The sequence below is a fragment of the Limnohabitans sp. MMS-10A-178 genome (assembly GCF_003063375.1).
In the GTDB taxonomy this organism is placed as follows: Bacteria; Pseudomonadota; Gammaproteobacteria; order Burkholderiales; family Burkholderiaceae_C; genus Limnohabitans_A.
Genome location: NZ_NERY01000001.1, coordinates 1,169,444 through 1,189,975 on the forward strand (window position 1 = coordinate 1,169,444; position 20,532 = coordinate 1,189,975).

A 20,532-nucleotide genomic window follows, 5' to 3' on the forward strand; every position below is an offset into this window, starting at 1 on the left:
GCCTCCGCCCAGCCCCCTAAGGGCTAGGCAAGAGGCTTTTGTTTTCAGCAGATCATTCGGCTGAATCGTTGTTGTCCAACTTGGCACGCAACAGAGCGCCCAAGCTGGTGGTGCCAGCGTTTTCGCGTGAAGACTGTTGGCTCAAGTTGGCCATGGCTTCACTTTGATCGGCAGCATCTTTGGCCTTGATAGACAACTGGATGTTGCGTGTCTTGCGATCGACGTTGACGACCACGGCTGTGACTTCGTCGCCTTCTTTCAGCAAGCTGCGAGCATCTTCCACGCGATCGCGTGAAATTTCGCTGGCGCGCAAGTAACCAATGATGTCGTCGCCCAAATCGATTTCAGCGCCGCGAGCGTCAACAGTCTTGACCTTACCGGTGACTGTTTGGCCCTTGTCGTTCACTGTCACGAAAGTGGTGAATGGGTCGCCGTCGAGCTGTTTGATGCCCAAGCTGATGCGCTCGCGCTCAACGTCAACTGCCAACACGATGGCTTCAACGTCTTGACCCTTCTTGTAGTTGCGAACAGCGGCTTCGCCGGTTTCGTTCCATGACAAGTCGGACAAGTGAACCAAACCGTCGATGCCAGCGGCCAAGCCCACGAACACACCGAAGTCGGTGATGGACTTGATGGGGCCTTTGACGCGGTCGCCACGCTTGGTGTTTTGAGCAAACTCTTGCCAAGGGTTGGCACGGCACTGCTTCATGCCCAAGCTGATGCGGCGCTTGTCTTCGTCGATTTCCAAAACCATGACTTCGACTTCGTCGCCCAATGACACGATCTTGGAAGGTGCCACGTTCTTGTTGGTCCAGTCCATTTCAGAGACGTGCACCAAGCCTTCGATGCCTGGCTCGAGTTCGACAAACGCGCCGTAGTCGGCGATGTTGGTGATCTTGCCGAACATGCGGGTGCTTTGTGGGTAGCGGCGGTTGACGCCCATCCAAGGATCGTCGCCCATTTGCTTGAGGCCCAAGGACACGCGGTTTTTCTCGGTGTCGAACTTGAGGATCTTGGCGGTAATTTCTTGACCAGCTTGCACCACTTCTGAAGGGTGACGAACACGGCGCCATGCCATGTCGGTGATGTGCAGCAAACCATCGATGCCGCCCAAGTCAACGAATGCACCGTATTCGGTGATGTTCTTGACCACACCGTGAACGACTGAACCTTCGCGGAGGTTTTCCATCAGTTTGGCGCGCTCTTCGCCCATCGAAGCTTCGACCACAGCACGGCGTGATAAAACGACGTTGTTGCGCTTGCGGTCCAACTTGATGACCTTGAATTCCATGGTCTTGTTTTCGTACGGTGACAGGTCTTTGGTAGGACGTGTGTCAACCAATGAGCCTGGCAAGAAAGCACGAATGCCGTTGACCAAAACAGTGAGGCCGCCTTTGACTTTGCCGCTGGTGGTGCCAGTGACGAATTCGCCGGATTCCAAGGCTTTTTCCAATGACAACCATGATGCCAAACGCTTGGCAGTGTCACGGCTCAAAATGGTGTCGCCGTAGCCGTTCTCGATAGAGCCAATGGCTACAGACACGAAGTCGCCCACTTGGACTTCGATTTCGCCCAGATCTGATTTGAATTCTTCCAGGGGTACGTAGGCTTCAGATTTGAGGCCGGCGTTAACAACCACGAAGTTGTGTTCGATGCGAACAACTTCAGCGGTGATCACTTCGCCTGGGCGCATTTCCGTGCGCTTCAGTGATTCTTCAAATAGGGCTGCAAAAGATTCTGACATTCAAGTTCCTAATCCGCAAAAAGGTCTGACGACAGCGGTATTGCGTCGTTAACAAGGCAAGATGCGGCGGTTGTTTGCGTTTTCACGCGGGTTAAGTTGATGAACCACAAGACATGTGCGCAAGCAGCGCGGAGGGTGTCTTGTGGGCCTCTGGCAAGTTCTCTGTTTAACTTTTAGATCAAACAGGGAAGTCTTGTTTGCTTTGCCACCAGTCAAGGACTTGGGTGACCGATTGTTCGATGCCCAAATCTGAGTTGTCTAGCAGCATTGCGTCTTGCGCTGGCTTTAAGGGCGCCACGCTACGGGAACTGTCCCGCAGGTCGCGAGCCTCTAAGTCAGCCCGAAGATCGGCGATTTTAGCCTGAAAACCTTTAGAAATCAATTGCTTATAGCGCCTGTCGGCTCTTTTTGCGGCGCTGGCGGTCAAAAACACCTTCAAAGGCGCACCAGGAAAGATGACGGTGCCCATGTCGCGGCCGTCTGCCAGCAGTCCGGGCAGGCGCTGAAAACTGTGCTGCAGGGCCACCAAAGCCACCCGAACGGCGGGCAAAGTGGACACTTTGGAGGCATTCATGCCGCCTTCTTCGCTGCGGATGGCGTCGGTCACATCTTGCTCATTGAGCAAGACTTTGTCGCCGTCAAAACGCACAGGCAGTTTTTCGGCCATGGCCGCAATGGCGGCTTCATTGGCGGGCTCCAGGCTGAAGCCTGCCTGCAACGCGGCATAAGCCGTGACGCGATACAGGGCGCCAGAGTCAAGGTAGTGGTAGCCCAAACGTTGTGCCACCAAGCTAGACAAAGTGCCTTTGCCCGAAGCGGTGGGGCCATCGATGCAAATGACAGGGATGCGTTCAGCGGGTGTTTGCGACAAAGAGAACAACCCTTCGAAATAATCTGGAAATGTTTTGGCCACGCACTTGGGGTCTTCAATGCGCACGGCTCGTTGGTCGGCGTTGAAGGCGGCCAAAGAGAAGCACATGGCCACACGGTGATCGTCGTAGGTGTGAATGCTAGCGGCTTGCCATTGGCCAGTTGGGATTGGGTGAATGCGCAACCAATCGGGGCCTTCTTCCACTTGGGCGCCCAACTTGCGCGCTTCTTTGGCCATGGCCGCAATGCGATCGGTTTCCTTCACACGCCAGCTGGCAATGTTGCGCAGGGTGCTAGGACCGTCGGCATACAGGGCCATAACGGCCAAGGTCATGGCGGCATCGGGAATGTGATTGCAGTCTAAGTCGATGGCTTTGAGGGGCCATGCACCACGCTTGATTTCTAACCAGTTGGGGCCACTTTCAATGTGTGCGCCCATTTGTGCTGCGGCATCCATGAAGCGAATGTCGCCTTGAATGGAGGATGCGCCCACCCCTTGAATGCGAACGGCTTGGTCGGTTGCCGCCAAGGTACCCAAGGCGATGAAATAACTGGCCGATGACGCATCGGCTTCGACATGAATTTCACCAGGCGAGGTGTAGTGGCTGCCGGCAGAAATGGTGAAACGTTGCCAACCATCGCGTTTGACCTTGATGCCGTAGCGCGCCAACAAGTTCAGGGTGATTTCAATGTAAGGCTTGGAAATGAGTTCTCCCACCACTTCAATCACGATGTCTTTTTGTGCCGCCAAAGGCAAGGACATGAGAAGTGCGGTGAGGAACTGGCTTGACACATCGCCGCGCACTTGAATGGGTTTATCGAGTTGCAGTTGCGGTGAGCGCACACGCAAAGGCGGATAGCCTTCGTTACCCAAATAATCAATGTGACAACCCAAGAGGCGCAGCGCATCGACCAAATCGCCAATGGGCCGTTCGTGCATGCGCGGCACACCTTTGAGTGTGAAGTCGCCACCCATGACCGCCAATGCCGCCGTCAGCGGGCGCATGGCCGTACCGGCATTGCCCATAAATAACTCAATGGCTTCTGAAGGCTTTTTGAAGCCTGCCGATTGTCCGTTGGCAGTGCTTTGTCCTAAGCCCGAAATGCAAACGCTGTTCGTGCCTGCCTTGGATTCAACGCCACAGCCCAGTTGGCGCAAGGCAGCCAACATCACGCGGGTGTCATCTGAATCTAAGAGGTCGTGAACCCATGTGCTTCCTGCACACAGCGCAGACAACAGCAACACGCGATTGGAAATACTTTTGGAGCCAGGCAAAGTGACAGTGCCGCCTGCTTGTTGCAAAGAGGGAAGGTCGAGAAACGCGGTGGCAAACATGTTGGCGTCTTTATTCTTCTGAATGCTTGTTGGCGCCCATGCGCCAATTGAAACGCAAATCGCTGGCTTGTCGGATCATGTCTTCAAGGGCTTGAGGCTCGTTGGCGCGAATTGCTTTTTCAAAGTCGTTCAGTGCCTCTTTGAAGTGGCTGATTTGAAACAAGACCTGCTCGCGGTTGGTGGTCAAAATGTCGCGCCAGATCACTGGATCACTGGCAGCAATGCGTGAGAAATCTCGGAAGCCAGGGCCACCCAGTGCAATTAGGTCTGTTCCGTTGTGCTGTTGAAAAATACCGCGAATGATGGCGTAGGACAATACATGAGGCAGATGGCTGACAGCTGCAAATGCCGCATCGTGTGAGGCAGGTGTGAGCTCTGTGATGTAGCTGCCTAAGCTTTTCCAAATTTGTTTGGCCAACAGTACTTGTGGCGCGCCTGAGCTGGCCATGGGCGTGATAATTAAAGCGCGGTCTTTGTACAGGTCTGCATCGGAATGTTCTACGCCAGCCACCTCTTTGCCGGCTATGGGATGAACTGGCACGAAGCAATGCAGTTTGTCACCCAATGTGTTGAGTGCCGCAGCCACAATGTCTGATTTGGTTGAACCCACATCCATCAAAAGCGCATCTGGTTTCAAGGCAGGGGCAATGGCTTTGAAGCAAGCTTCGGTGGCCGTCACAGGCACTGCCAATAAAACCAAATCGGCCTCCGATACCGCTTGCTCAATGCTGTTGACCGCAAGGTCAATGACGCCCATGCTGAGGGCCTTTTGGCGCGACGATTCAGAAGCACTGTAGCCCACGATGTGAGGCGCCCAGCCAGCCATGCGAGCGGCCAAAGCAAACGAGCCGCCCATCAGACCGCAGCCAATGAGAGCGACTTTTTTGAATTTCATTCCGAAATGGGGTAGGAACCCAACACCTTGTAGAAGGCACACAGGCCTTGCAGTTCTTGCAAGGCCGCTGCCACATGGGGCTGTGAAATGTGGCCTTGAATGTCGATGTAGAAATAGTATTCCCATTGACCCGATTTGGCCGGGCGAGATTCAAAGCGCGTCATCGATACGCTGTTGTTCTTAAGGGGCATGAGCAAGTCATGCACAGCGCCTGGTTTGTTGGGCACAGAGACCACCAAGCTGGTGCAGTCTTTGCCAGACACTGGTGGCGTGGCCAATGTTTGTGGCAAGCAGATGACGGCAAAGCGTGTGCGGTTGGTGGCTTCGTCTTGAATTGCGTGCGCCACAATGTGCAGTCCAAACTGCGATGCTGCACGCTCGCTGGCAATGCCGGCCCAAGCAGGATTTGTAGCGGCCAAGCGAGCGCCCTCGGCATTGCTAGAAACCGCGCGGCGCTCTGCGTGTGGAAGGTGTTGGGTGAGCCAATTTTGGCATTGAGCCAGCGCTTGCGGATGTGCGAGCACCACCTCAATGTCTTTGAGGTGGTCGGTTTGACGCAGCAAATTGTGGCGAACCAACAGACTCACTTCGCCTATGACATGCACCGGTGAACGCAAGAACAAATCGAGCGATCTGGCCACCACGCCTTCAGTTGAATTTTCCATGCCCACCACGCCGTACTGCGCTGTGCCTGCGGCCGTGGCATGAAAAACTTCGTCAAAGTTGTTGCAGTAAATGAGGCTGGCCGCACTGCCAAAAAATTCAACGGCCGCTTGTTCGCAGAAGGTGCCTTGCGGGCCAAGCACTGCAACGCGCTGTGGCGCCTCTAGGGCCAAACATGCCGACATGATTTCGCGCCAAATGGAGGCCACATGGGCATTGTGCAAAGGCCCTTGATTGGCCTTTTCAATTTTGGCAATGACCTGCGCCACGCGATCGGGACGAAAGAAGGGCGAGCCTTCGGCGCGTTTGATTTCACCCACTTTTTCAGCCACTTTGGCGCGCTGGTTCAGCAAGCTCAAGAGCTGCTGATCGAGCGAGTCAATTTGAATGCGCAGTTCGCCCAAAGCGTCTGATTGAATAGGTTGCGTCATGTTGAGTTCAGTCAAGAAAGTCAAACGCTTGAACGATTTTGTTCAAGCCTGTTTTGTTTCGAAATCTTGGAGGTAAGACACCAGCGCCTGCACGCCTTCCAGTGGCATGGCGTTGTAAATACTGGCGCGCATACCGCCCACAGATTTATGGCCTTTGAGTTGCAGCAAGCCGCGGGCTTTGGCGCCCGCTAAGAAAGCATCGTTGCGTGACTCATCACGCAGGTAGAACGGAATGTTCATGCGCGAGCGGCATGATTTGTCAACACGATTTTCGTACAGCTGGGATTGATCAAGGTAATCGTAAAGCAACTTGGCTTTGGCCATGTTGCGCTGCTCCATGGCGGCTACACCTTTCATGCCATTTTCTGTTTGTGATTTCAACCATTTGAAAACCAAACCTGCAATGTAGATGGAATAAGTGGGAGGCGTGTTGTACATGGAGCCGTTGTCGGCCACCATTTTGTAATTGAACGCACTGGGGCAATGTTTCATGGCTTTGCCCAACAGGTCTTCTCGCACCACCACCAAAGTGAGACCTGCGGGGCCTAGGTTCTTTTGTGCGCCACCAAATGCCAAGCCCACTTTGGACCAATCGATGCTGCGCGAGGCAACGTGAGACGAAAAATCAATGACCAAGGGGGCGTTGCTGCCCAGGGCCTTCAGGTCGGGCAGCGCATTGAATTCAACACCATCGATGGTCTCGTTGGTGCAAACATGTACATAGTTTGCGTTGGCGCTTAACTGCCATTCAGCAGGAGAGGGGATGGTGGTGAACTTGGTGCTTTGAGCGCTGGCCGCCAAATATGGCTTGCAAAACTGAGCTGCCTCTTTGAATGACTTTTGGCTCCAGGTGCCGGTAAGCACAAAATCGACCGTGCCTTCTTGAGACAAATTCAAAGGCACGATGGCATTTTCGGCAATGCCGCCGCCTTGCATGAACAGAATTTTGAAGTGGCTCGGTATTGCCAACAATTCACGCAGATCGGATTCTGCTTCTTCGTAAATAGCCGTGAACTCTTTGCCGCGGTGGCTCATTTCCATCACGCCCATGCCGCTGCCATGCCAGTCCAGCATTTCACTGGCGGCCTGAATCAAGACGGCATCGGGAATGGCGGCAGGGCCGGCAGAGAAGTTGAACGGTCGTGTCATTCAGCAGAACCACTTTCGCCGGCATCGCCCTCTGCATCAGCGGCGCCTTCGTTTGCATCGTCTTGCACATTGGCATCGTTTTCCACAATGCGTTGTAAGCCAGACAATTTGGCACCATCGTCTAAACCGATCAGGGTGACACCTTGTGTGGCGCGACCCAATTCGCGAATTTCAGAAACACGGGTGCGAACCAACACACCGGTGTCGGTGATGAGCATGATTTCGTCGTCTGCATGAACTAAGGTGGCGGCAACCACCTTGCCATTGCGCTCAGATTGCTGGATGGCAATCATGCCTTTGGTGCCGCGACCATGGCGTGTGTATTCGGTGATGGAAGTGCGTTTGCCGTAGCCGTTTTCAGTGGCAGTCAAAACGCTTTGCTGTTCATCTTCGGCCACCAACATGGCAATCACGCTTTGTGTCTCGTCCAACATCATGCCGCGCACACCGCGTGCATTGCGGCCCATGGGGCGCACATCGTTTTCATCAAAACGAACAGCTTTGCCGCCGTCGCTAAACAGCATCACATCGTGCTTGCCGTCTGTGAGGGCTGCACCAATGAGGAAGTCGCCTTCGTCCAAGTCAACGGCAATGATGCCGGCCTTGCGAGGGTTGCTGAATTCATCAAGCGATGTTTTCTTCACGGTGCCCATAGAGGTGCCCATGAACACATAGTGATCGGCGGGGAAGCTGCGCATGTCGCCCGTCAAGGGCAAGACCACATTGATCTTTTCGCCTTCTTGCAATGGGAACATGTTGACGATGGGGCGGCCGCGTGAACCGCGCGAACCTGCAGGTACTTCCCATACTTTGAGCCAATACAAACGGCCGCGGTTGGAGAAGCACAAGATGTAATCGTGCGTGTTGGCAATGAAGAGCTGGTCGATCCAGTCGTCTTCTTTGGTGGCGGTAGCTTGCTTGCCGCGACCACCACGTTTTTGGGCGCGGTATTCAGACAAAGGCTGGCTCTTGATGTAACCGCTGTGCGACAAAGTGACAACCATGTCGGTGGGGGTGATCAGGTCTTCGGTAGCCAAGTCTTGCGCATTGTTTTCAATGAAGCTGCGACGCGCGCCAATTTTGGTTTGGCCAAACTCTTGGCGCAACTCACCCAACTCTTCACCAATGATGGTGGACACGCGCTCAGGCTTGGCCAAGATGTCGAGCAAGTCTTCAATTTCAGACATCACTTCTTTGTACTCAACCACAATCTTGTCTTGTTCCAGACCGGTCAAGCGTTGCAAGCGCATTTGCAAAATTTCTTGCGCTTGCGTGTCGCTCAGGCGGTACAAGCCGTCGTTGCCCATGCCAAATTCTTTTTCTAAACCATCGGGGCGATAGTCGTCGGCATTGACAGCGCCACCATCGGCGCGCGTGCGTGTGAGCATTTCGCGAACCAATTTGCTGTCCCAGCGGCGGGTCATCAATTCGGCTTTGGCCACTGGCGGTGTGGGTGCATTGCGGATGATGGCAATGAACTCATCGATGTTGGCCAAGGCAACAGCCAAACCTTCGAGCACGTGACCGCGCTCGCGCGCTTTGCGCAGTGTGAACACGGTGCGACGTGTGACCACTTCGCGGCGGTGTTGCAAGAACACGCTGATGAGGTCTTTCAGGTTGCACAACTTAGGTTGGCCATCAATGAGGGCCACCATGTTGATACCAAAGGTGTCTTGGAGTTGTGTCTGTTTGTACAGATTGTTGAGCACCACCTCGGGCACTTCACCGCGCTTGAGTTCAATGACCAAGCGCATGCCCGATTTGTCGGACTCGTCTTGAATGTGGCTGATGCCTTCGATCTTTTTCTCGTGAACCAATTCGGCCATGCGCTCTTGCAAGGTTTTCTTGTTCACTTGGTAGGGTAGTTCGTCCACCACGATGCACTGACGCTGGCCTTTGTCGATGTCTTCAAAGTGGCACTTGGCGCGCATCACCACACGGCCACGGCCTGTGCGGTAGCCTTCTTTGACACCGCTGATGCCATAAATGATGCCAGCCGTCGGAAAGTCGGGCGCAGGAATAATTTCCATCAACTCTTCGATGCTGGCTTCGGGGTTGCGCAGCATGTGCAAGCAAGCGTCAACCACTTCGTTCAAATTGTGCGGTGGAATGTTGGTGGCCATGCCCACCGCAATACCGCCAGAGCCATTCACCAACAGGTTGGGAATGCGGCTGGGCAACACCAAAGGTTCTTTTTCAGAGCCGTCGTAATTGGGTCCAAAGTCGACGGTCTCTTTGTCGATGTCGGCCAACATTTCGTGCGCAATTTTGGCCAAGCGAATTTCGGTGTATCGCATGGCCGCAGCGTTGTCGCCGTCGACCGATCCAAAGTTGCCTTGACCATCCACCAACATGTGACGCATGGAGAAATCTTGCGCCATGCGAACGATGGTGTCATAGACAGATTGGTCGCCGTGGGGGTGATATTTACCAATGACGTCACCCACAATACGCGCTGATTTTTTGTAGGCGCGGTTCCAGTCGTTGTTGAGCTCGTGCATGGCAAACAACACACGGCGGTGCACCGGCTTGAGGCCGTCTCGTGCGTCGGGCAAAGCGCGTCCCACAATCACGCTCATGGCGTAGTCGAGGTAACTGCGGCGCATTTCCTCTTCTAGACTGATGGGGAGGGTTTCTTTAGCAAACTGGGTCATGAGGGGTCGGGCGCACTGGGTGAAAGACTGTCATTTTAGGTCTAAAGACTGTCGTTGATTTGCAACACATTGGTGGGATTGCTAAGTTGGTAGATAAGGGCTTTTCCTCATATTGGGGATTTGGCTTAGAGCTATGGCACAATGAATTCAACGTTTTGGGTGATGGTCATTCAAATCGTCTCTTTTCTCGCAGGATGTCTGCGGTATTAATCCCCATGAGGAGAACCATGAAAAAATTCAACAAAGTGGCATTGGTGTTGGCTTCAGTCACCTTGGCAAGCGCAGCAAGCGCTCAATCCGTATCCAACTGGCGCGACAGTGCCGGTACTGCTTGGAAAAACGGTACAAATGATCTCTGCTGGAGAGACGCTTCCTGGACGCCTGCTACAGCCGCTGCTGGTTGCGATGGCGCCATTGTTCCACCTAAGGCTGCTCCAGCTCCCGCACCCGCTCCAGCTCCCGCACCAAGAGCAGCTGCGCCTGCACCCGCTCCTGCAGCAAAACCTGCACCAGCACCAGCACCAATACCCCCAGCACCTCCCCCAGCTGCAGCCACCAAAGTGACTTACGCTGCTGACACCTTCTTTGACTTTAACAAATCAGCTTTGAAAGCTGACGGCAAAGCCAAGTTGGACGATTTGGTTGGCAAAGTCAAAGCCATCAACCTCGAAGTGATCATTGCTGTGGGTCACACTGACTCTGTTGGCGCTGACGCCTACAACCAAGCTTTGTCTGTCAAGCGTGCTGACGCTGTCAAGGCTTACTTGGTAACCAAAGGCATCGAGAAAAACCGCGTTTACACAGAAGGCAAGGGCGAGAAGCAACCCGTTGCTGACAACAAGACAGACTCTGGCCGTTCCAAAAACCGCCGCGTTGAAATCGAAGTTGTGGGTACACGCCCCAACTGATCAAGCCTTAGCTTGAATTAAATCAAGCTAAATTGTTCATATAAAGCCTCCTTCGGGAGGCTTTTTTACTTTCGGAGACAATGGCGGCTATGACTTCACAAACAACCCACTCACAATTTTCCTCATCCAATGTGGATCCAGCCGAACTGGCCAAGTTTTCTGACTTGGCGCACCGTTGGTGGGACACTGAAAGTGAATTCAGGCCTTTGCATCAAATCAATCCTTTGAGGTTGAATTGGATTCAGACCCTCGTGCCACTGGCGGGCAAGAAAGTGCTTGATGTCGGTTGTGGCGGTGGCATCTTGGCCGACGCGATGGCAAGACAAGGCGCGCAAGTGTTGGGCATTGATTTGGCCGTCAAGTCACTCAAAGTGGCGCAATTGCATGCATTGGAGGCTGGCACACAAGGTGTTCAATACCAAGAAATTAGCGCCGAAGATTTGGCATCTGAGCAAGCTGGCCAGTTTGATGTTGTTACCTGCATGGAAATGTTAGAGCATGTGCCCGACCCTGCAGCAGTTGTCAAGGCGTGTGCTCAATTGGTGAAGCCTGGCGGCTGGGTTTTCTTTTCCACATTGAATCGCAATCCAAAATCATTCTTGTTTGCCATTGTTGGCGCCGAGTATGTGCTCAATTTGTTGCCCAAGGGTACTCATGAGTACGCCCGCTTGATCAAGCCCAGTGAATTGGCCGATTGGGTGCGATCCGAAGGTCTTTCATTGAATCAAATGAAAGGCATGGGCTACAACCCTTTCACTCGAGTTTACGCCATGAACTCGGACACAGACGTGAACTATCTGATGGCCACTCAAAAGCCATCAGATGTGTGAAAGCTCAAACCATCCATGATGAAGTTTCAAAACATTCAGGCGGTGTTGTTTGACCTCGATGGCACGCTCATTGACAGCGCGCCAGACTTAGGGGCGGCCGTCGATAAGATGCGAGTAGACCGCGGCATGCCTTCCTTGCCGCTGCTTCATTACAGGCCCATGGCCGGCGCAGGCGCAAGGGGCATGATTGGTTTGGCTTTTGGTTTTACACCTGAGCATCCTGAATACGACGCACTGAAAGAAGAATTTTTTTGCAATTACGAAAATTGCATGACCGAAAGAACGTTTGCATTTGAAGGTGTTTCACAAATGATCGAGGCCCTGGTATCAGCCAAATTGCCTTGGGGCGTTGTGACCAACAAGTCCAAGCGTTTTGCCGAGCCTCTCACGCAGGGCATGTCACTTTTTGAGACTGCGGCTGTAGTTATCAGTGGCGATACCACGCCTCATGCTAAACCGCATCCTGCCCCCTTGCTGGAAGCGGCCAGGCGTTTAGGCATTGCACCTGAAGCTTGTGTATATGTGGGTGACGATGAGCGTGACATTGTGGCGGGTCATGCTGCAAATATGAAAACGGTGGCAGCCACCTATGGCTACTTGGGGGCGCACAGCGATGTTGAAAAATGGGGTGCTCATGCCCAAATTCATTCGCCATCTGAGTTGTTAAATTTGATATCAAGCTGAACAAGCTCAACTGAATTTAACAGCCAGCCTAGGGCTCGGAAAAATTTTCACGCTGAGTAGTACTTCTCTGCACAAAAAACGGGCGCCTTGACCTTCTTTTGGGGTTTTGGAGGCTGTCAAATCTGAAGACCCCGTTATGCTATGGGCTGAATTTATCGATGATTTAGCAACAGGAGTTTTCATGAGCAACGTGACTTGGTCTGGTGGTGTAGAGCATTGGACAAAAAAGGGTGATATCAATCTGTTTCTTTGGCAGAAAAAAGCATCCCCCAAGGTGCCTTATGTCGGTACCATTTTCTTTGTACACGGATCGTCTATGGCCTCACAGCCAACCTTCGATTTGTCGGTGCCTGGCCGTCCTTACTCTTCCGTCATGGACTGGTTTACAGAGCGCGGCTTCGATACCTGGACCATGGACAACGAGGGCTATGGCCGCTCTGACAAACACCGCCCTATCAACTCTGACATTGCCAATGGCGCAGAAGATTTGGCGGCAGGCAGTGAGTACATTTTGAAGCATTCAGTGTCTCAAAAGCTTTATTTGTATGGCATTTCCTCTGGTGCTTTGAAGGCGGCATTGTTTGCACAAAATCACCCAGAGCGAATTGCCAAATTGGCCCTTGATGCATTTGTCTGGACGGGTGAGGGCAGCCATACCTTGGAGCAGCGCCGCAAAAAATTACCCGAGTTTTTGGCCAAAAATCGCAGGCCCATTGATCGCGCTTTTGTGCACAGCATTTTTGATCGAGACCATCCAGACACTGCTGACCAAGCCACAGTCAGCGCTTTTGCAGATGCCATTCTGACTTTGGATGACTCCATGCCAACTGGCACGTACGTAGACATGTGCTCCAAGTTGCCAGTGGTCGATCCCCTCAAAATTTCTGTGCCTACCATTGTGATGCGTGGCGAGTACGATGGCATTGCGGGTCTTGATGACCTCGTCGATTTCTACAAACTGCTGCCCAACACAGACAAGCAGTTCAGTGTGATGGCCGGTATTTCTCATGCCAGTTTTCAGCAAAAAAACTACTTGATGGCCTATCATATTCTGCACAGTTACTACACCATGCCTGAACCAATCTACAGGGGATAAACCATGCGTCACACCGTTCGACAGTTTTGTAAAGTTGCACTGCTCAGTTGCATTTTGGGGGGCTCAGCCAGCCTTGCTTTGGCGCAGGCCTATCCCAACAAGCCCATCAAATTGATCGTGCCATTTGCGCCCGGAGGTTTCACGGACGTTGTGGCGCGCATCTTGGGGCAAAAACTATCTGTTTCACTGGGGCAGCCCTTTGTCATTGAAAACAAGGCGGGAGCTGGTTCTACCATCGGCACAGACTTTGTGGCCAAGGCCGCTCCCGATGGCTACACCTTGGTGATGGTGTCTACCACGCACGTGATCAGCCCATCCATCTATCCCAAGTTGCCCTACGATCCCATTAAGAGCTTCACGCCCGTGGCCAAGTTGGTTGATTCTGCGTATGTGTTGTTGGTCAACCCCAAAGTGCCAGCCAACAACGTGGCTGAATTCATTGCGCTGGCCAAGGCCTCGCCTGACAAAATTCACTATGCATCATCTGGCAACGGCAGTGCGCAGCATTTGATGGGCGGTATGTTTGCCGCAATGACAGGCGTCAAGATGAAACACGTGCCTTACAAGGGCAGTGGTGGCGCGGCCAATGACCTGGTTGCGGGTGTGGTTGAGAGTAGTTTTGCGGGTGTTCCCAATGCCATGGCGCAGGTGCCCGCGGGTAGGCTCAAGGCTTTGGCTGTCACCACCTCTAAACGCATTCCACAGCTGCCTGATGTGCCCACCATGCAAGAGGCGGGTGTACCTGGGTACAACGCCAGTATTTGGCTCGGACTTTTGGCACCAGCTGGCACACCCAGAGATGTGGTCATGAAGCTCAATGCTGAAATTGCCAAAGTTTTGAACTCAGCCGATACAAAGAAGGAGTTGTATGCAGCTGGCGTTGAGGCCGATCTTTCTTCCCCTGAGGCATTGAACACCCTGATGGTTCAAGAATTGGACCGTTGGGGCAAAGTGATCAAAGACGCGGGCATTACCATGCAATAAAGCAGAAATTTCATGTCCAATAGCGGCATGACATTTCAGCTAATCAGTGAGATTCGAAACCAATTGCGTTGCTTGGGGGCACGTCCTGCCCATGAGCAACGCATTTTGCGTTTATGGTCCCAAGCCAAGCCGCAAAACAGTGGCAGCCGGCCTTTAGAAAGCTTCATGCCTGCCGGTTTGCGTCAAGCATTGCCGGAGTTGTCTGACAAACTTGCTAACTTGCTTCGCTTGCAATCAGCGCATCCTGCAGAAGATGGCTCGGTGCGTTGGCTACTTGCTCTGCAAGATGGGCAGACCGTTGAAACAGTGGGCTTACCCCGCGATGGTGTGTGCGTGTCTTCTCAAGTGGGCTGCGCAGTGGGTTGTGTGTTTTGCATGACGGGCAAAGAAGGCTTGATTCGCCAAGTGGGCAGTGCAGAAATGGTGGCGCAAGTTGCTTTTGCAAGGCTGCATCGTCCCGTCAAAAAAGTGGTGTTCATGGGAATGGGTGAGCCAGCCCACAATTTAGACAATGTGTTGGAGGCCATCGATCTGCTTGGCACAGTGGGCAACATTGCTCACAAATCATTGGTGTTTTCAACGGTGGGCGACGCGCGTGTTTTTGAGCGATTGCCCCTTGGCTTGGTCAAGCCAGCGTTGGCGCTTTCTTTGCATTCCACCCGCGCCGATTTGCGTGTCCAATTGTTGCCACGGGCACCCAAAATGAGCCCTGAAGAGTTGATAGAGGCTGCAGAAATTTATGCCCAACAAACGGGCTACCCCATCCAATACCAGTGGACACTTCTGCAAGGCGTCAATGACACGGAAGAGGAAATAGAGGGCATCGTTCGCTTGCTAAAGGGCAAATATGCACTCATGAACATGATTCCCTACAACGCCGTAGACGACTTGCCCTTCAAGCGACCCTCATGGGAGCGAGCCGCAGAAATTGCGCGAACGCTTCACAGGCGCGGCATTTTGACCAAGCTCAGAAATTCAGCAGGGCAAGATGTGGAAGGTGGATGCGGGCAATTGCGTGCGCGTCAAATCCAGGCTGCAGCCGGAGAGTCTCAACTTGCCAATGCAGAAAAGCCTATTCACTTTGTCAAAGCGAAGCCAGCCACTGTTTTGTAATTGTCAGAAATTTGGCGCAACTCGTCTTGGCTAATGAGGTCGTCGATGTGTCTGAAGGGCTTGCCGCCGCTCAGCTCTTGCGCCTTCATGATGATGAAGTCGGGTGGCACATTTCGATTGGTCTCGACCACCTTGGCCGTGGGCGCCAAACGCAAAGCTTCGTAGGCTTTCAATGCGTCTTGTGGGTTGCTGTGTTGGCTCAGTTGCTCTGCCAAAGTGCGAGCATCAATCAGCGCTTGCGCTGAGCCGTTGGAGCCACGAGGGTACATCGGGTGAGCCGCATCGCCCATGAGGGTTACGCGGCCTTGTGTCCAAAAGGGCAAAGCATCTTTGTCGACCATGGGGTATTCGAAAACCTTCTCAGCTTTCAAAATAAGCTCGGGCACATTCAGGAAATCAAACTTCCAGTCTTTGAAAATTTCTGCGCACACGGCCGGATCACCTGGCCGATTCCAGTCATTCATGGCGGCATTGGGTTTTTGGAGTTCAGCCACCCAATTGATGAGCTTATTGCCTTTGCCATCGACATTGTCAATGATGGGGTAAATGACCATCTTGCCAACTTCAACAGTGCCAATTCGCAAATAACTTTTGCCAGTCAAAATGGGCGGGTGAACTGTGACGCCGCGCCACGTATTGATGCCCGCAAAACAAAGTGCATCTTGGGGATGCATTTGCTTTCGCATGACGGAGTTCACGCCATCACATGCCACTGCAATTTGAGCCTTGACTGAAACGGGCTGGCCCGTGTGAGCGTTTGAAAAATCAATTTGAACGCCATCGGCATTTTGGGAAAAGCCTGTGCAGCGCATGCCCGTGTGCACTTTGTTGGCTCCCAAACGGCTCACAGCTGCATCAAACAAAATGCGATGCAACTTGCCTCGGTGAATGCCTATTTCAGGCAGGTCATAGCCTGCATGCCGGCCACGGGCTTCTCGGTAGACGTATTGACCATGCTGTGTGTAGAACACACTTTCAAGATTTTCAATGCCAGCCGACTCCAGCGCCTCTTGAACCCCCAATGCTGCAAGCTCGCGCATGCCGTGCGGTAGCAAGGTGATGCCAACGCCAATTTCTTTGATGTCGGTCACACTTTCAAAGACATCGCAATCAATGCCGCGCTTGTGCAGACCCAACGCAAAACTCAAACCGTCAATGCCGCCCCCCACAATGGCAATGTTCATGTTCATTCCGCTTTGATGTTCTGGATTTTGATCAGTTCAGCCCAGCGGTTGGCGTCGCGCTCAACCAGCTTTCCAAACTCCTCGGGAGTGCTGTTGGCGGGATCCATGCCTTGCGGCTGGAAAGCTTTTTGAACGTCCTCACTTGCCAAAATGGTTTTGATTTCTCGGTTGAAAGCTTGAACGATGTCGTTGGGAGTGTTTTTGGGTGCAAAGATGCCGTACCACATGTCAACATTCACTTTGCCTGCTTTGGCTTCACTCAAGGTTGGCACATTGGGCAACAAAGGATGACGTTGATCACTGCCAATGCCCAAGGCCACAAGTTTGCCCGCCTTGATTTGTGGCAAGGCCACATGGATGGGAAGGAACATGGCATCTACCTGGCCGCCCAACAAGTCGGTTACTGCTGGCGCAGTTCCGCGGTAAGGGATGTGCGTTAAGAACACTTGGGCCGTGTTTTTGAACAATTCCATGGACAGATGGTGGGGTGTGCCAACACCGGGCGAGGCGTAATTGAGGCGGCCTGGGTTGGCTTTGGCGTGAGACACCAATTCGGCTGCCGTTTTAAAGTTGGTCTTGGGGTGCGTGACCAACAACAGCTGCCCCCAGCTGGTCAAAATAACGGGCGCCAGATCCTTCACGGGGTCAAAACTTAGGCCGGCATAAAGGCTTCTGTTCATCACCAGGGTGTTGACGCTGACCAACAAGGTCTGCCCGTCTGGTGCAGCCCTTACCACTGCTTCTGTGCCAAGGTTGCCAGACGCACCCACTCTGTTTTCAACGACCACTGGGCGGCCAAGGCGCTGAGAAAGTTTGGGGCCCACTGTGCGTGCAATCAGGTCAATGCCTGTGCCAGGTGTGAACGGTACGATGAGCTTGATAGGCGCTTGGGTACCCGTGAGCACACTGGGCGGCGCGGTTTGGGCAAAGGCATTGGCCCCAAGCAAAATGCCTGCAAGCAGGCTGAAAGTAGTTTGGAGAGTGAAGTTGCGTCGTTTCATAGTTCGATTATTTCATTTTTGGAAAAATACCACTCGACATGGCTGTGCCAAATACGACCACCATGCCTAAAAAGATCATGCTGAGCGTGACCGTTTCATTTAAAAATACAACACCATAGATCAATGCAAACACAGGAATTAAAAAAGTCACGGTGAGTGCTCTGGCGGGTCCTGCGCGGTTGACCAATCTAAAGTAAAGAATGTAGGCAATGCCGGTACAAGCCACACCCAGAATGATAAGGGATAGCCAAGCTTGAGAGCTTGGCATTGCCTCTGGCATGGCCCAAAGCGCCGGTACTGCAAGGGCCAGACTGGCGCCAAATTGGCTGCCTGTGGCAGACACCAAGGGGGGTAAATTGGGCATGTACTTTTTTGTAAAGCTACCGGATATGGCATAGCACAGTGTGGCAAGAAGGCATGCTGCAATGGCTGTGTATTGCCCCCACAAGCTGGCATCTGGATTGGCTTCACTGTGAAAGCTGGTTTGGTTGCTTGCCAACAGGCTGACACCTAAAAAGCCAATGAACAAACCCGCTATTCGCCAGCCATTCAAGCGATCGCCCAACCAAACCCATGCCACCACAGCGGCAAACAAGGGCACTGACGCATTCAAAATGGCTGAAAGACCCGTTGAGATGTGCATCACAGCGTAGGCAAATAAAGCAAAGGGCAAGGCAGAGTTAAAAACCCCAAAACCCAAAACGATTTTCCACTTGGACTTGAACAAGGCCCAATGGCCTTGCCAAAGCATGAGCGGCCATAAAAACAATGTAGCAATGCACACGCGTGTCCAAGCTGTAGCCAAGGCGCCAAACTCAGAAGCGCCCATGCGCATGAATAAAAACGAGGAGCCCCACAGAGCCGCCAGCATCAAATAATCCAATCGCCAGTCCGGCGAAGCACTTGCTTGCGAGTCGCTCATCGATTGCTGCTTGCTTTGACCGTGAAGTTGGCGTTTTCTAATGTGAGCAAGGCTTGCTTTCGCCATTCGCCGCCGGCATAGCCGGTCAGTTGCCCTTGGGTGCCTAAAACCCTGTGGCAGGGAATGAGGATGCTGATGGGATTGCGGCTAATGGCGGTACCCACAGCTCTAACAGCCCGTGGCCGACCGATGGCCGCTGCGAGCTCGCCATAACTGCACGTGCGTCCCATCGGAATGCTCATGAGGGCCTGCCAGACAGCTTGTTGAAAAGGAGTCCCACCACTTGTATCCAGCGGAAGTTTTTTGAGAACCGTGTGAGCAGAGCTGCCTTTCGGCCATTTTTGTTGGAAAAATTGTTCCAAAATTTGCTCGGCTTGAAGCAGCAGGGGGTTGTGCTTGTCAACTGTCCAAGATTGTGTGTCTGGAAAGTGCTTTTGATTTTCAAACCAAACACCACAGAGCCCTTTGGCGTTGGCTGCCAAAGTGAGCAATCCCCACGGGCTTTGCAGTGTTTTGAGGCAGGTATCAGGGTGATATTGCATGTTTTGATGGTATCCGATTTGATGTTGTCGGACCTACAATAGGGGCCAATCGCATTCACTTTCAGCGGCGTTCTCGCAAGCGCGCGCGTTCATTCTAAGGATTTATTGATGCAAGTTACAGCCTCCATTTTCAAGGCCTACGACATTCGTGGAACTTACCAGCGCAACTTAGATGCAAGTCTGGCTCAAGCCTTGGGCCGTGCATTTGGTAGCTTGGCCTTGAAAGAAGGGCGGAACACCGTGGCGGTTGGGCGGGATGGACGACTGAGCGGCCCCGACTTGTCAGCTGCATTGATGCTTGGGCTTGTAGATGTCGGAATTGAGGTCATTGATGTGGGCTTCACCACCACGCCACAACTTTACTTCGCCGCCAACACGGTTTGCGACAGCGGCATTCAGGTCACAGGTAGCCACAACCCCAAAGATGACAACGGATTCAAAATGGTTTTGGGTGGCAGGGCCATTTATGGCGATGAAATCAAGGCACTGCAACACATCATTGAAAACGAATCATGGCAACTGAAAGCGGGGGGCTCTGTTCGCGCCATCGACGTTTTACCTGCTTACATTGAGCGCATTGTGTCAAGCATTCACTTAGCAAGGCCACTCAAAGTTGTGATCGATTCGGGCAACGGCATTGCAGGTGCAAGTGCGCCAGGTATCTTCCGCGCTTTGGGTTGCGAGGTCATTGAATTGTTCAGTGAGGTGGATGGCAATTTCCCCAATCACCATCCCGATCCCAGCAAGCCTGAAAATTTAAAAGATCTCATTGCCACTTTGAAAAGTTCAGGCGCCGAGCTGGGTTTGGCGTTTGATGGGGATGGCGATCGATTGGGCATTGTGACCCAGGATGGTGAAACCATTTACCCAGACCGCCAGATGCAATTGTTTGCGCAAGATGTTCTCAGCCGCGTACCTGGTGGCACTATTTTGTTTGATGTGAAGTGCTCGCAGCGTTTGGCGCCTGCCATTCGCGCCGCTGGCGGTCAAGCCTTGATGTTCAAAACAGGGCACTCCCTGATCAAAGCCAAGATGAAACAAATTGAAGCCGATGGTGGCCAAGCGCCATTGGGTGGTGAAATGAGTGGCCATATCTTTTTCAAGGAACGCTGGTATGGTTTCGATGACGGCACCTATGCGGGTTGTCGCTTGTTAGAAATTTTAAGCCGCAGCCCCAATGCCAACGCTGTTCTCAAAGCATTGCCGACCAGCTTCAGCACCCCAGAGTTGAATGTGCTTTGCAAAGAGGGGGAGCCTCACGTGCTCACAGCGCAGTTGTTGAAAGTGGCCAGCCAACATTTTGTATCGCCTGCAGAAATTTCTGGCATTGATGGCTTGCGTGTCGATTGGCCGGATGGCTTTGGTTTGATTCGCGCATCCAACACCACGCCGGTGTTGGTATTGCGTTTTGAAGGCCACACAGAATCGGCACTTCACCGCATCGAACACGACATGCTGACCTTGCTTAAAACTGTCAAGCCCGATGCCAGTTTGCAAAGCGCTTCACATTGAGGCTTGCATCCGAC

The 20,532-nt window shown here is 52.9% G+C and carries 17 protein-coding genes; 7 read left to right on the plus strand and 10 right to left on the minus strand.

What is annotated here, in order from left to right:
* Nucleotides 1-52 precede the first annotated feature (52 nt).
* The 6 genes from rpsA to gyrA form a co-directional block, all read right to left on the minus strand.
* Nucleotides 53-1,744 carry a 30S ribosomal protein S1 gene (rpsA, locus tag B9Z32_RS05785; RefSeq protein WP_108420339.1) on the minus strand — a complete coding sequence of 564 codons (1,692 nt, stop codon included), beginning with the start codon at nucleotides 1,742-1,744 and terminating at the stop codon, nucleotides 53-55.
* Between the two features lie 178 nt (nucleotides 1,745-1,922).
* Nucleotides 1,923-3,950: a bifunctional 3-phosphoshikimate 1-carboxyvinyltransferase/cytidylate kinase gene (locus tag B9Z32_RS05790; protein ID WP_108420340.1), complete on the minus strand. Its 2,028-nt coding sequence runs from the start codon at nucleotides 3,948-3,950 to the stop codon at nucleotides 1,923-1,925.
* Between the two features lie 10 nt (nucleotides 3,951-3,960).
* Nucleotides 3,961-4,845, minus strand: coding sequence for a prephenate dehydrogenase (locus tag B9Z32_RS05795; protein ID WP_108420341.1), 885 nt, complete (start codon nucleotides 4,843-4,845; stop codon nucleotides 3,961-3,963).
* Nucleotides 4,842-5,939 carry a prephenate dehydratase gene (gene pheA / locus B9Z32_RS05800; protein WP_108421027.1) on the minus strand — a complete coding sequence of 366 codons (1,098 nt, stop codon included), beginning with the start codon at nucleotides 5,937-5,939 and terminating at the stop codon, nucleotides 4,842-4,844. Before pheA ends, B9Z32_RS05795 begins: the two co-directional genes overlap by 4 nt.
* A 42-nt stretch (nucleotides 5,940-5,981) precedes the next feature.
* Entirely contained in the window at nucleotides 5,982-7,088 is a 1,107-nt protein-coding gene (serC, locus tag B9Z32_RS05805) for a 3-phosphoserine/phosphohydroxythreonine transaminase (protein WP_108420342.1), read from the minus strand.
* A complete protein-coding gene (gene gyrA, locus B9Z32_RS05810) occupies nucleotides 7,085-9,742 on the minus strand; it encodes a DNA gyrase subunit A (RefSeq protein WP_108420343.1) in 2,658 nt (885 codons plus the stop codon). The genes serC and gyrA overlap by 4 nt, the downstream gene beginning before the upstream one ends.
* Before the next feature lie 227 nt (nucleotides 9,743-9,969).
* On the opposite strand from gyrA, the gene ompA reads away from it, so the two are divergent.
* From ompA to B9Z32_RS05840, 6 genes are all read left to right on the plus strand, one after another.
* Nucleotides 9,970-10,650 carry an outer membrane protein OmpA gene (gene ompA / locus B9Z32_RS05815; RefSeq protein WP_108421028.1) on the plus strand — a complete coding sequence of 227 codons (681 nt, stop codon included), beginning with the start codon at nucleotides 9,970-9,972 and terminating at the stop codon, nucleotides 10,648-10,650.
* Nucleotides 10,651-10,739: 89 nt separating this feature from the next.
* Complete coding sequence (gene ubiG, locus B9Z32_RS05820) at nucleotides 10,740-11,480, plus strand: bifunctional 2-polyprenyl-6-hydroxyphenol methylase/3-demethylubiquinol 3-O-methyltransferase UbiG (RefSeq protein ID WP_108421029.1); 741 nt, start codon at nucleotides 10,740-10,742, stop codon at nucleotides 11,478-11,480.
* Nucleotides 11,481-11,495: 15 nt separating this feature from the next.
* Complete coding sequence (gene gph, locus B9Z32_RS05825) at nucleotides 11,496-12,164, plus strand: phosphoglycolate phosphatase (RefSeq protein ID WP_233248095.1); 669 nt, start codon at nucleotides 11,496-11,498, stop codon at nucleotides 12,162-12,164.
* Nucleotides 12,165-12,345: 181 nt separating this feature from the next.
* Nucleotides 12,346-13,260 (plus strand): alpha/beta hydrolase, encoded by a 915-nt coding sequence (locus B9Z32_RS05830; protein ID WP_108421031.1) that lies wholly within the window; start codon nucleotides 12,346-12,348, stop codon nucleotides 13,258-13,260.
* Between the two features lie 3 nt (nucleotides 13,261-13,263).
* Nucleotides 13,264-14,244: a tripartite tricarboxylate transporter substrate binding protein gene (locus B9Z32_RS05835; RefSeq protein ID WP_108420344.1), complete on the plus strand. Its 981-nt coding sequence runs from the start codon at nucleotides 13,264-13,266 to the stop codon at nucleotides 14,242-14,244.
* Between the two features lie 27 nt (nucleotides 14,245-14,271).
* Nucleotides 14,272-15,357, plus strand: coding sequence for an RNA methyltransferase (locus B9Z32_RS05840; RefSeq protein ID WP_108420345.1), 1,086 nt, complete (start codon nucleotides 14,272-14,274; stop codon nucleotides 15,355-15,357).
* Here the strand turns inward: B9Z32_RS05840 and B9Z32_RS05845 are convergent.
* Genes B9Z32_RS05845 through B9Z32_RS05860 form a run of 4 tightly spaced genes read right to left on the minus strand, consistent with a single transcriptional unit; the run spans nucleotide 15,321 to nucleotide 19,006 of the window.
* Complete coding sequence (locus tag B9Z32_RS05845) at nucleotides 15,321-16,541, minus strand: flavin-dependent oxidoreductase (protein WP_108421032.1); 1,221 nt, start codon at nucleotides 16,539-16,541, stop codon at nucleotides 15,321-15,323. The genes B9Z32_RS05840 and B9Z32_RS05845 overlap by 37 nt on opposite strands.
* Before the next feature lie 2 nt (nucleotides 16,542-16,543).
* Nucleotides 16,544-17,542, minus strand: a complete 999-nt coding sequence (locus B9Z32_RS05850; protein ID WP_108420346.1) for a tripartite tricarboxylate transporter substrate binding protein — start codon at nucleotides 17,540-17,542, stop codon at nucleotides 16,544-16,546.
* 7 nt (nucleotides 17,543-17,549) lie between these two features.
* Nucleotides 17,550-18,464: a DMT family transporter gene (locus B9Z32_RS05855; protein ID WP_108420347.1), complete on the minus strand. Its 915-nt coding sequence runs from the start codon at nucleotides 18,462-18,464 to the stop codon at nucleotides 17,550-17,552.
* The gene (locus tag B9Z32_RS05860) at nucleotides 18,461-19,006 is read right to left on the minus strand and encodes a methylated-DNA--[protein]-cysteine S-methyltransferase (protein ID WP_108420348.1); all 546 of its coding nucleotides are present in this window, start codon (nucleotides 19,004-19,006) and stop codon (nucleotides 18,461-18,463) included. Before B9Z32_RS05860 ends, B9Z32_RS05855 begins: the two co-directional genes overlap by 4 nt.
* A gap of 108 nt (nucleotides 19,007-19,114) precedes the next feature.
* On the opposite strand from B9Z32_RS05860, the gene B9Z32_RS05865 reads away from it, so the two are divergent.
* Nucleotides 19,115-20,518 (plus strand): phosphomannomutase/phosphoglucomutase, encoded by a 1,404-nt coding sequence (locus tag B9Z32_RS05865; protein ID WP_108420349.1) that lies wholly within the window; start codon nucleotides 19,115-19,117, stop codon nucleotides 20,516-20,518.
* Nucleotides 20,519-20,532: the final 14 nt, after the last annotated feature.

Coding starts and splice junctions, on each gene's coding strand:
- B9Z32_RS05860 (WP_108420348.1), bottom strand. CDS start 19,006: ATGCAATATCACCCTGATACCTGCCTCAAAACACTGCAAAGCCCGTGG.
- B9Z32_RS05845 (WP_108421032.1), bottom strand. CDS start 16,541: ATGAACATTGCCATTGTGGGGGGCGGCATTGACGGTTTGAGTTTTGCG.
- B9Z32_RS05795 (WP_108420341.1), bottom strand. CDS start 4,845: ATGAAATTCAAAAAAGTCGCTCTCATTGGCTGCGGTCTGATGGGCGGC.
- ubiG (WP_108421029.1), top strand. CDS start 10,740: ATGACTTCACAAACAACCCACTCACAATTTTCCTCATCCAATGTGGAT.
- rpsA (WP_108420339.1), bottom strand. CDS start 1,744: ATGTCAGAATCTTTTGCAGCCCTATTTGAAGAATCACTGAAGCGCACG.
- pheA (WP_108421027.1), bottom strand. CDS start 5,939: ATGACGCAACCTATTCAATCAGACGCTTTGGGCGAACTGCGCATTCAA.
- B9Z32_RS05835 (WP_108420344.1), top strand. CDS start 13,264: ATGCGTCACACCGTTCGACAGTTTTGTAAAGTTGCACTGCTCAGTTGC.
- B9Z32_RS05855 (WP_108420347.1), bottom strand. CDS start 18,464: ATGAGCGACTCGCAAGCAAGTGCTTCGCCGGACTGGCGATTGGATTAT.
- B9Z32_RS05790 (WP_108420340.1), bottom strand. CDS start 3,950: ATGTTTGCCACCGCGTTTCTCGACCTTCCCTCTTTGCAACAAGCAGGC.
- B9Z32_RS05840 (WP_108420345.1), top strand. CDS start 14,272: ATGACATTTCAGCTAATCAGTGAGATTCGAAACCAATTGCGTTGCTTG.
- gph (WP_233248095.1), top strand. CDS start 11,496: ATGATGAAGTTTCAAAACATTCAGGCGGTGTTGTTTGACCTCGATGGC.
- gyrA (WP_108420343.1), bottom strand. CDS start 9,742: ATGACCCAGTTTGCTAAAGAAACCCTCCCCATCAGTCTAGAAGAGGAA.
- B9Z32_RS05830 (WP_108421031.1), top strand. CDS start 12,346: ATGAGCAACGTGACTTGGTCTGGTGGTGTAGAGCATTGGACAAAAAAG.
- B9Z32_RS05850 (WP_108420346.1), bottom strand. CDS start 17,542: ATGAAACGACGCAACTTCACTCTCCAAACTACTTTCAGCCTGCTTGCA.
- B9Z32_RS05865 (WP_108420349.1), top strand. CDS start 19,115: ATGCAAGTTACAGCCTCCATTTTCAAGGCCTACGACATTCGTGGAACT.
- ompA (WP_108421028.1), top strand. CDS start 9,970: ATGAAAAAATTCAACAAAGTGGCATTGGTGTTGGCTTCAGTCACCTTG.
- serC (WP_108420342.1), bottom strand. CDS start 7,088: ATGACACGACCGTTCAACTTCTCTGCCGGCCCTGCCGCCATTCCCGAT.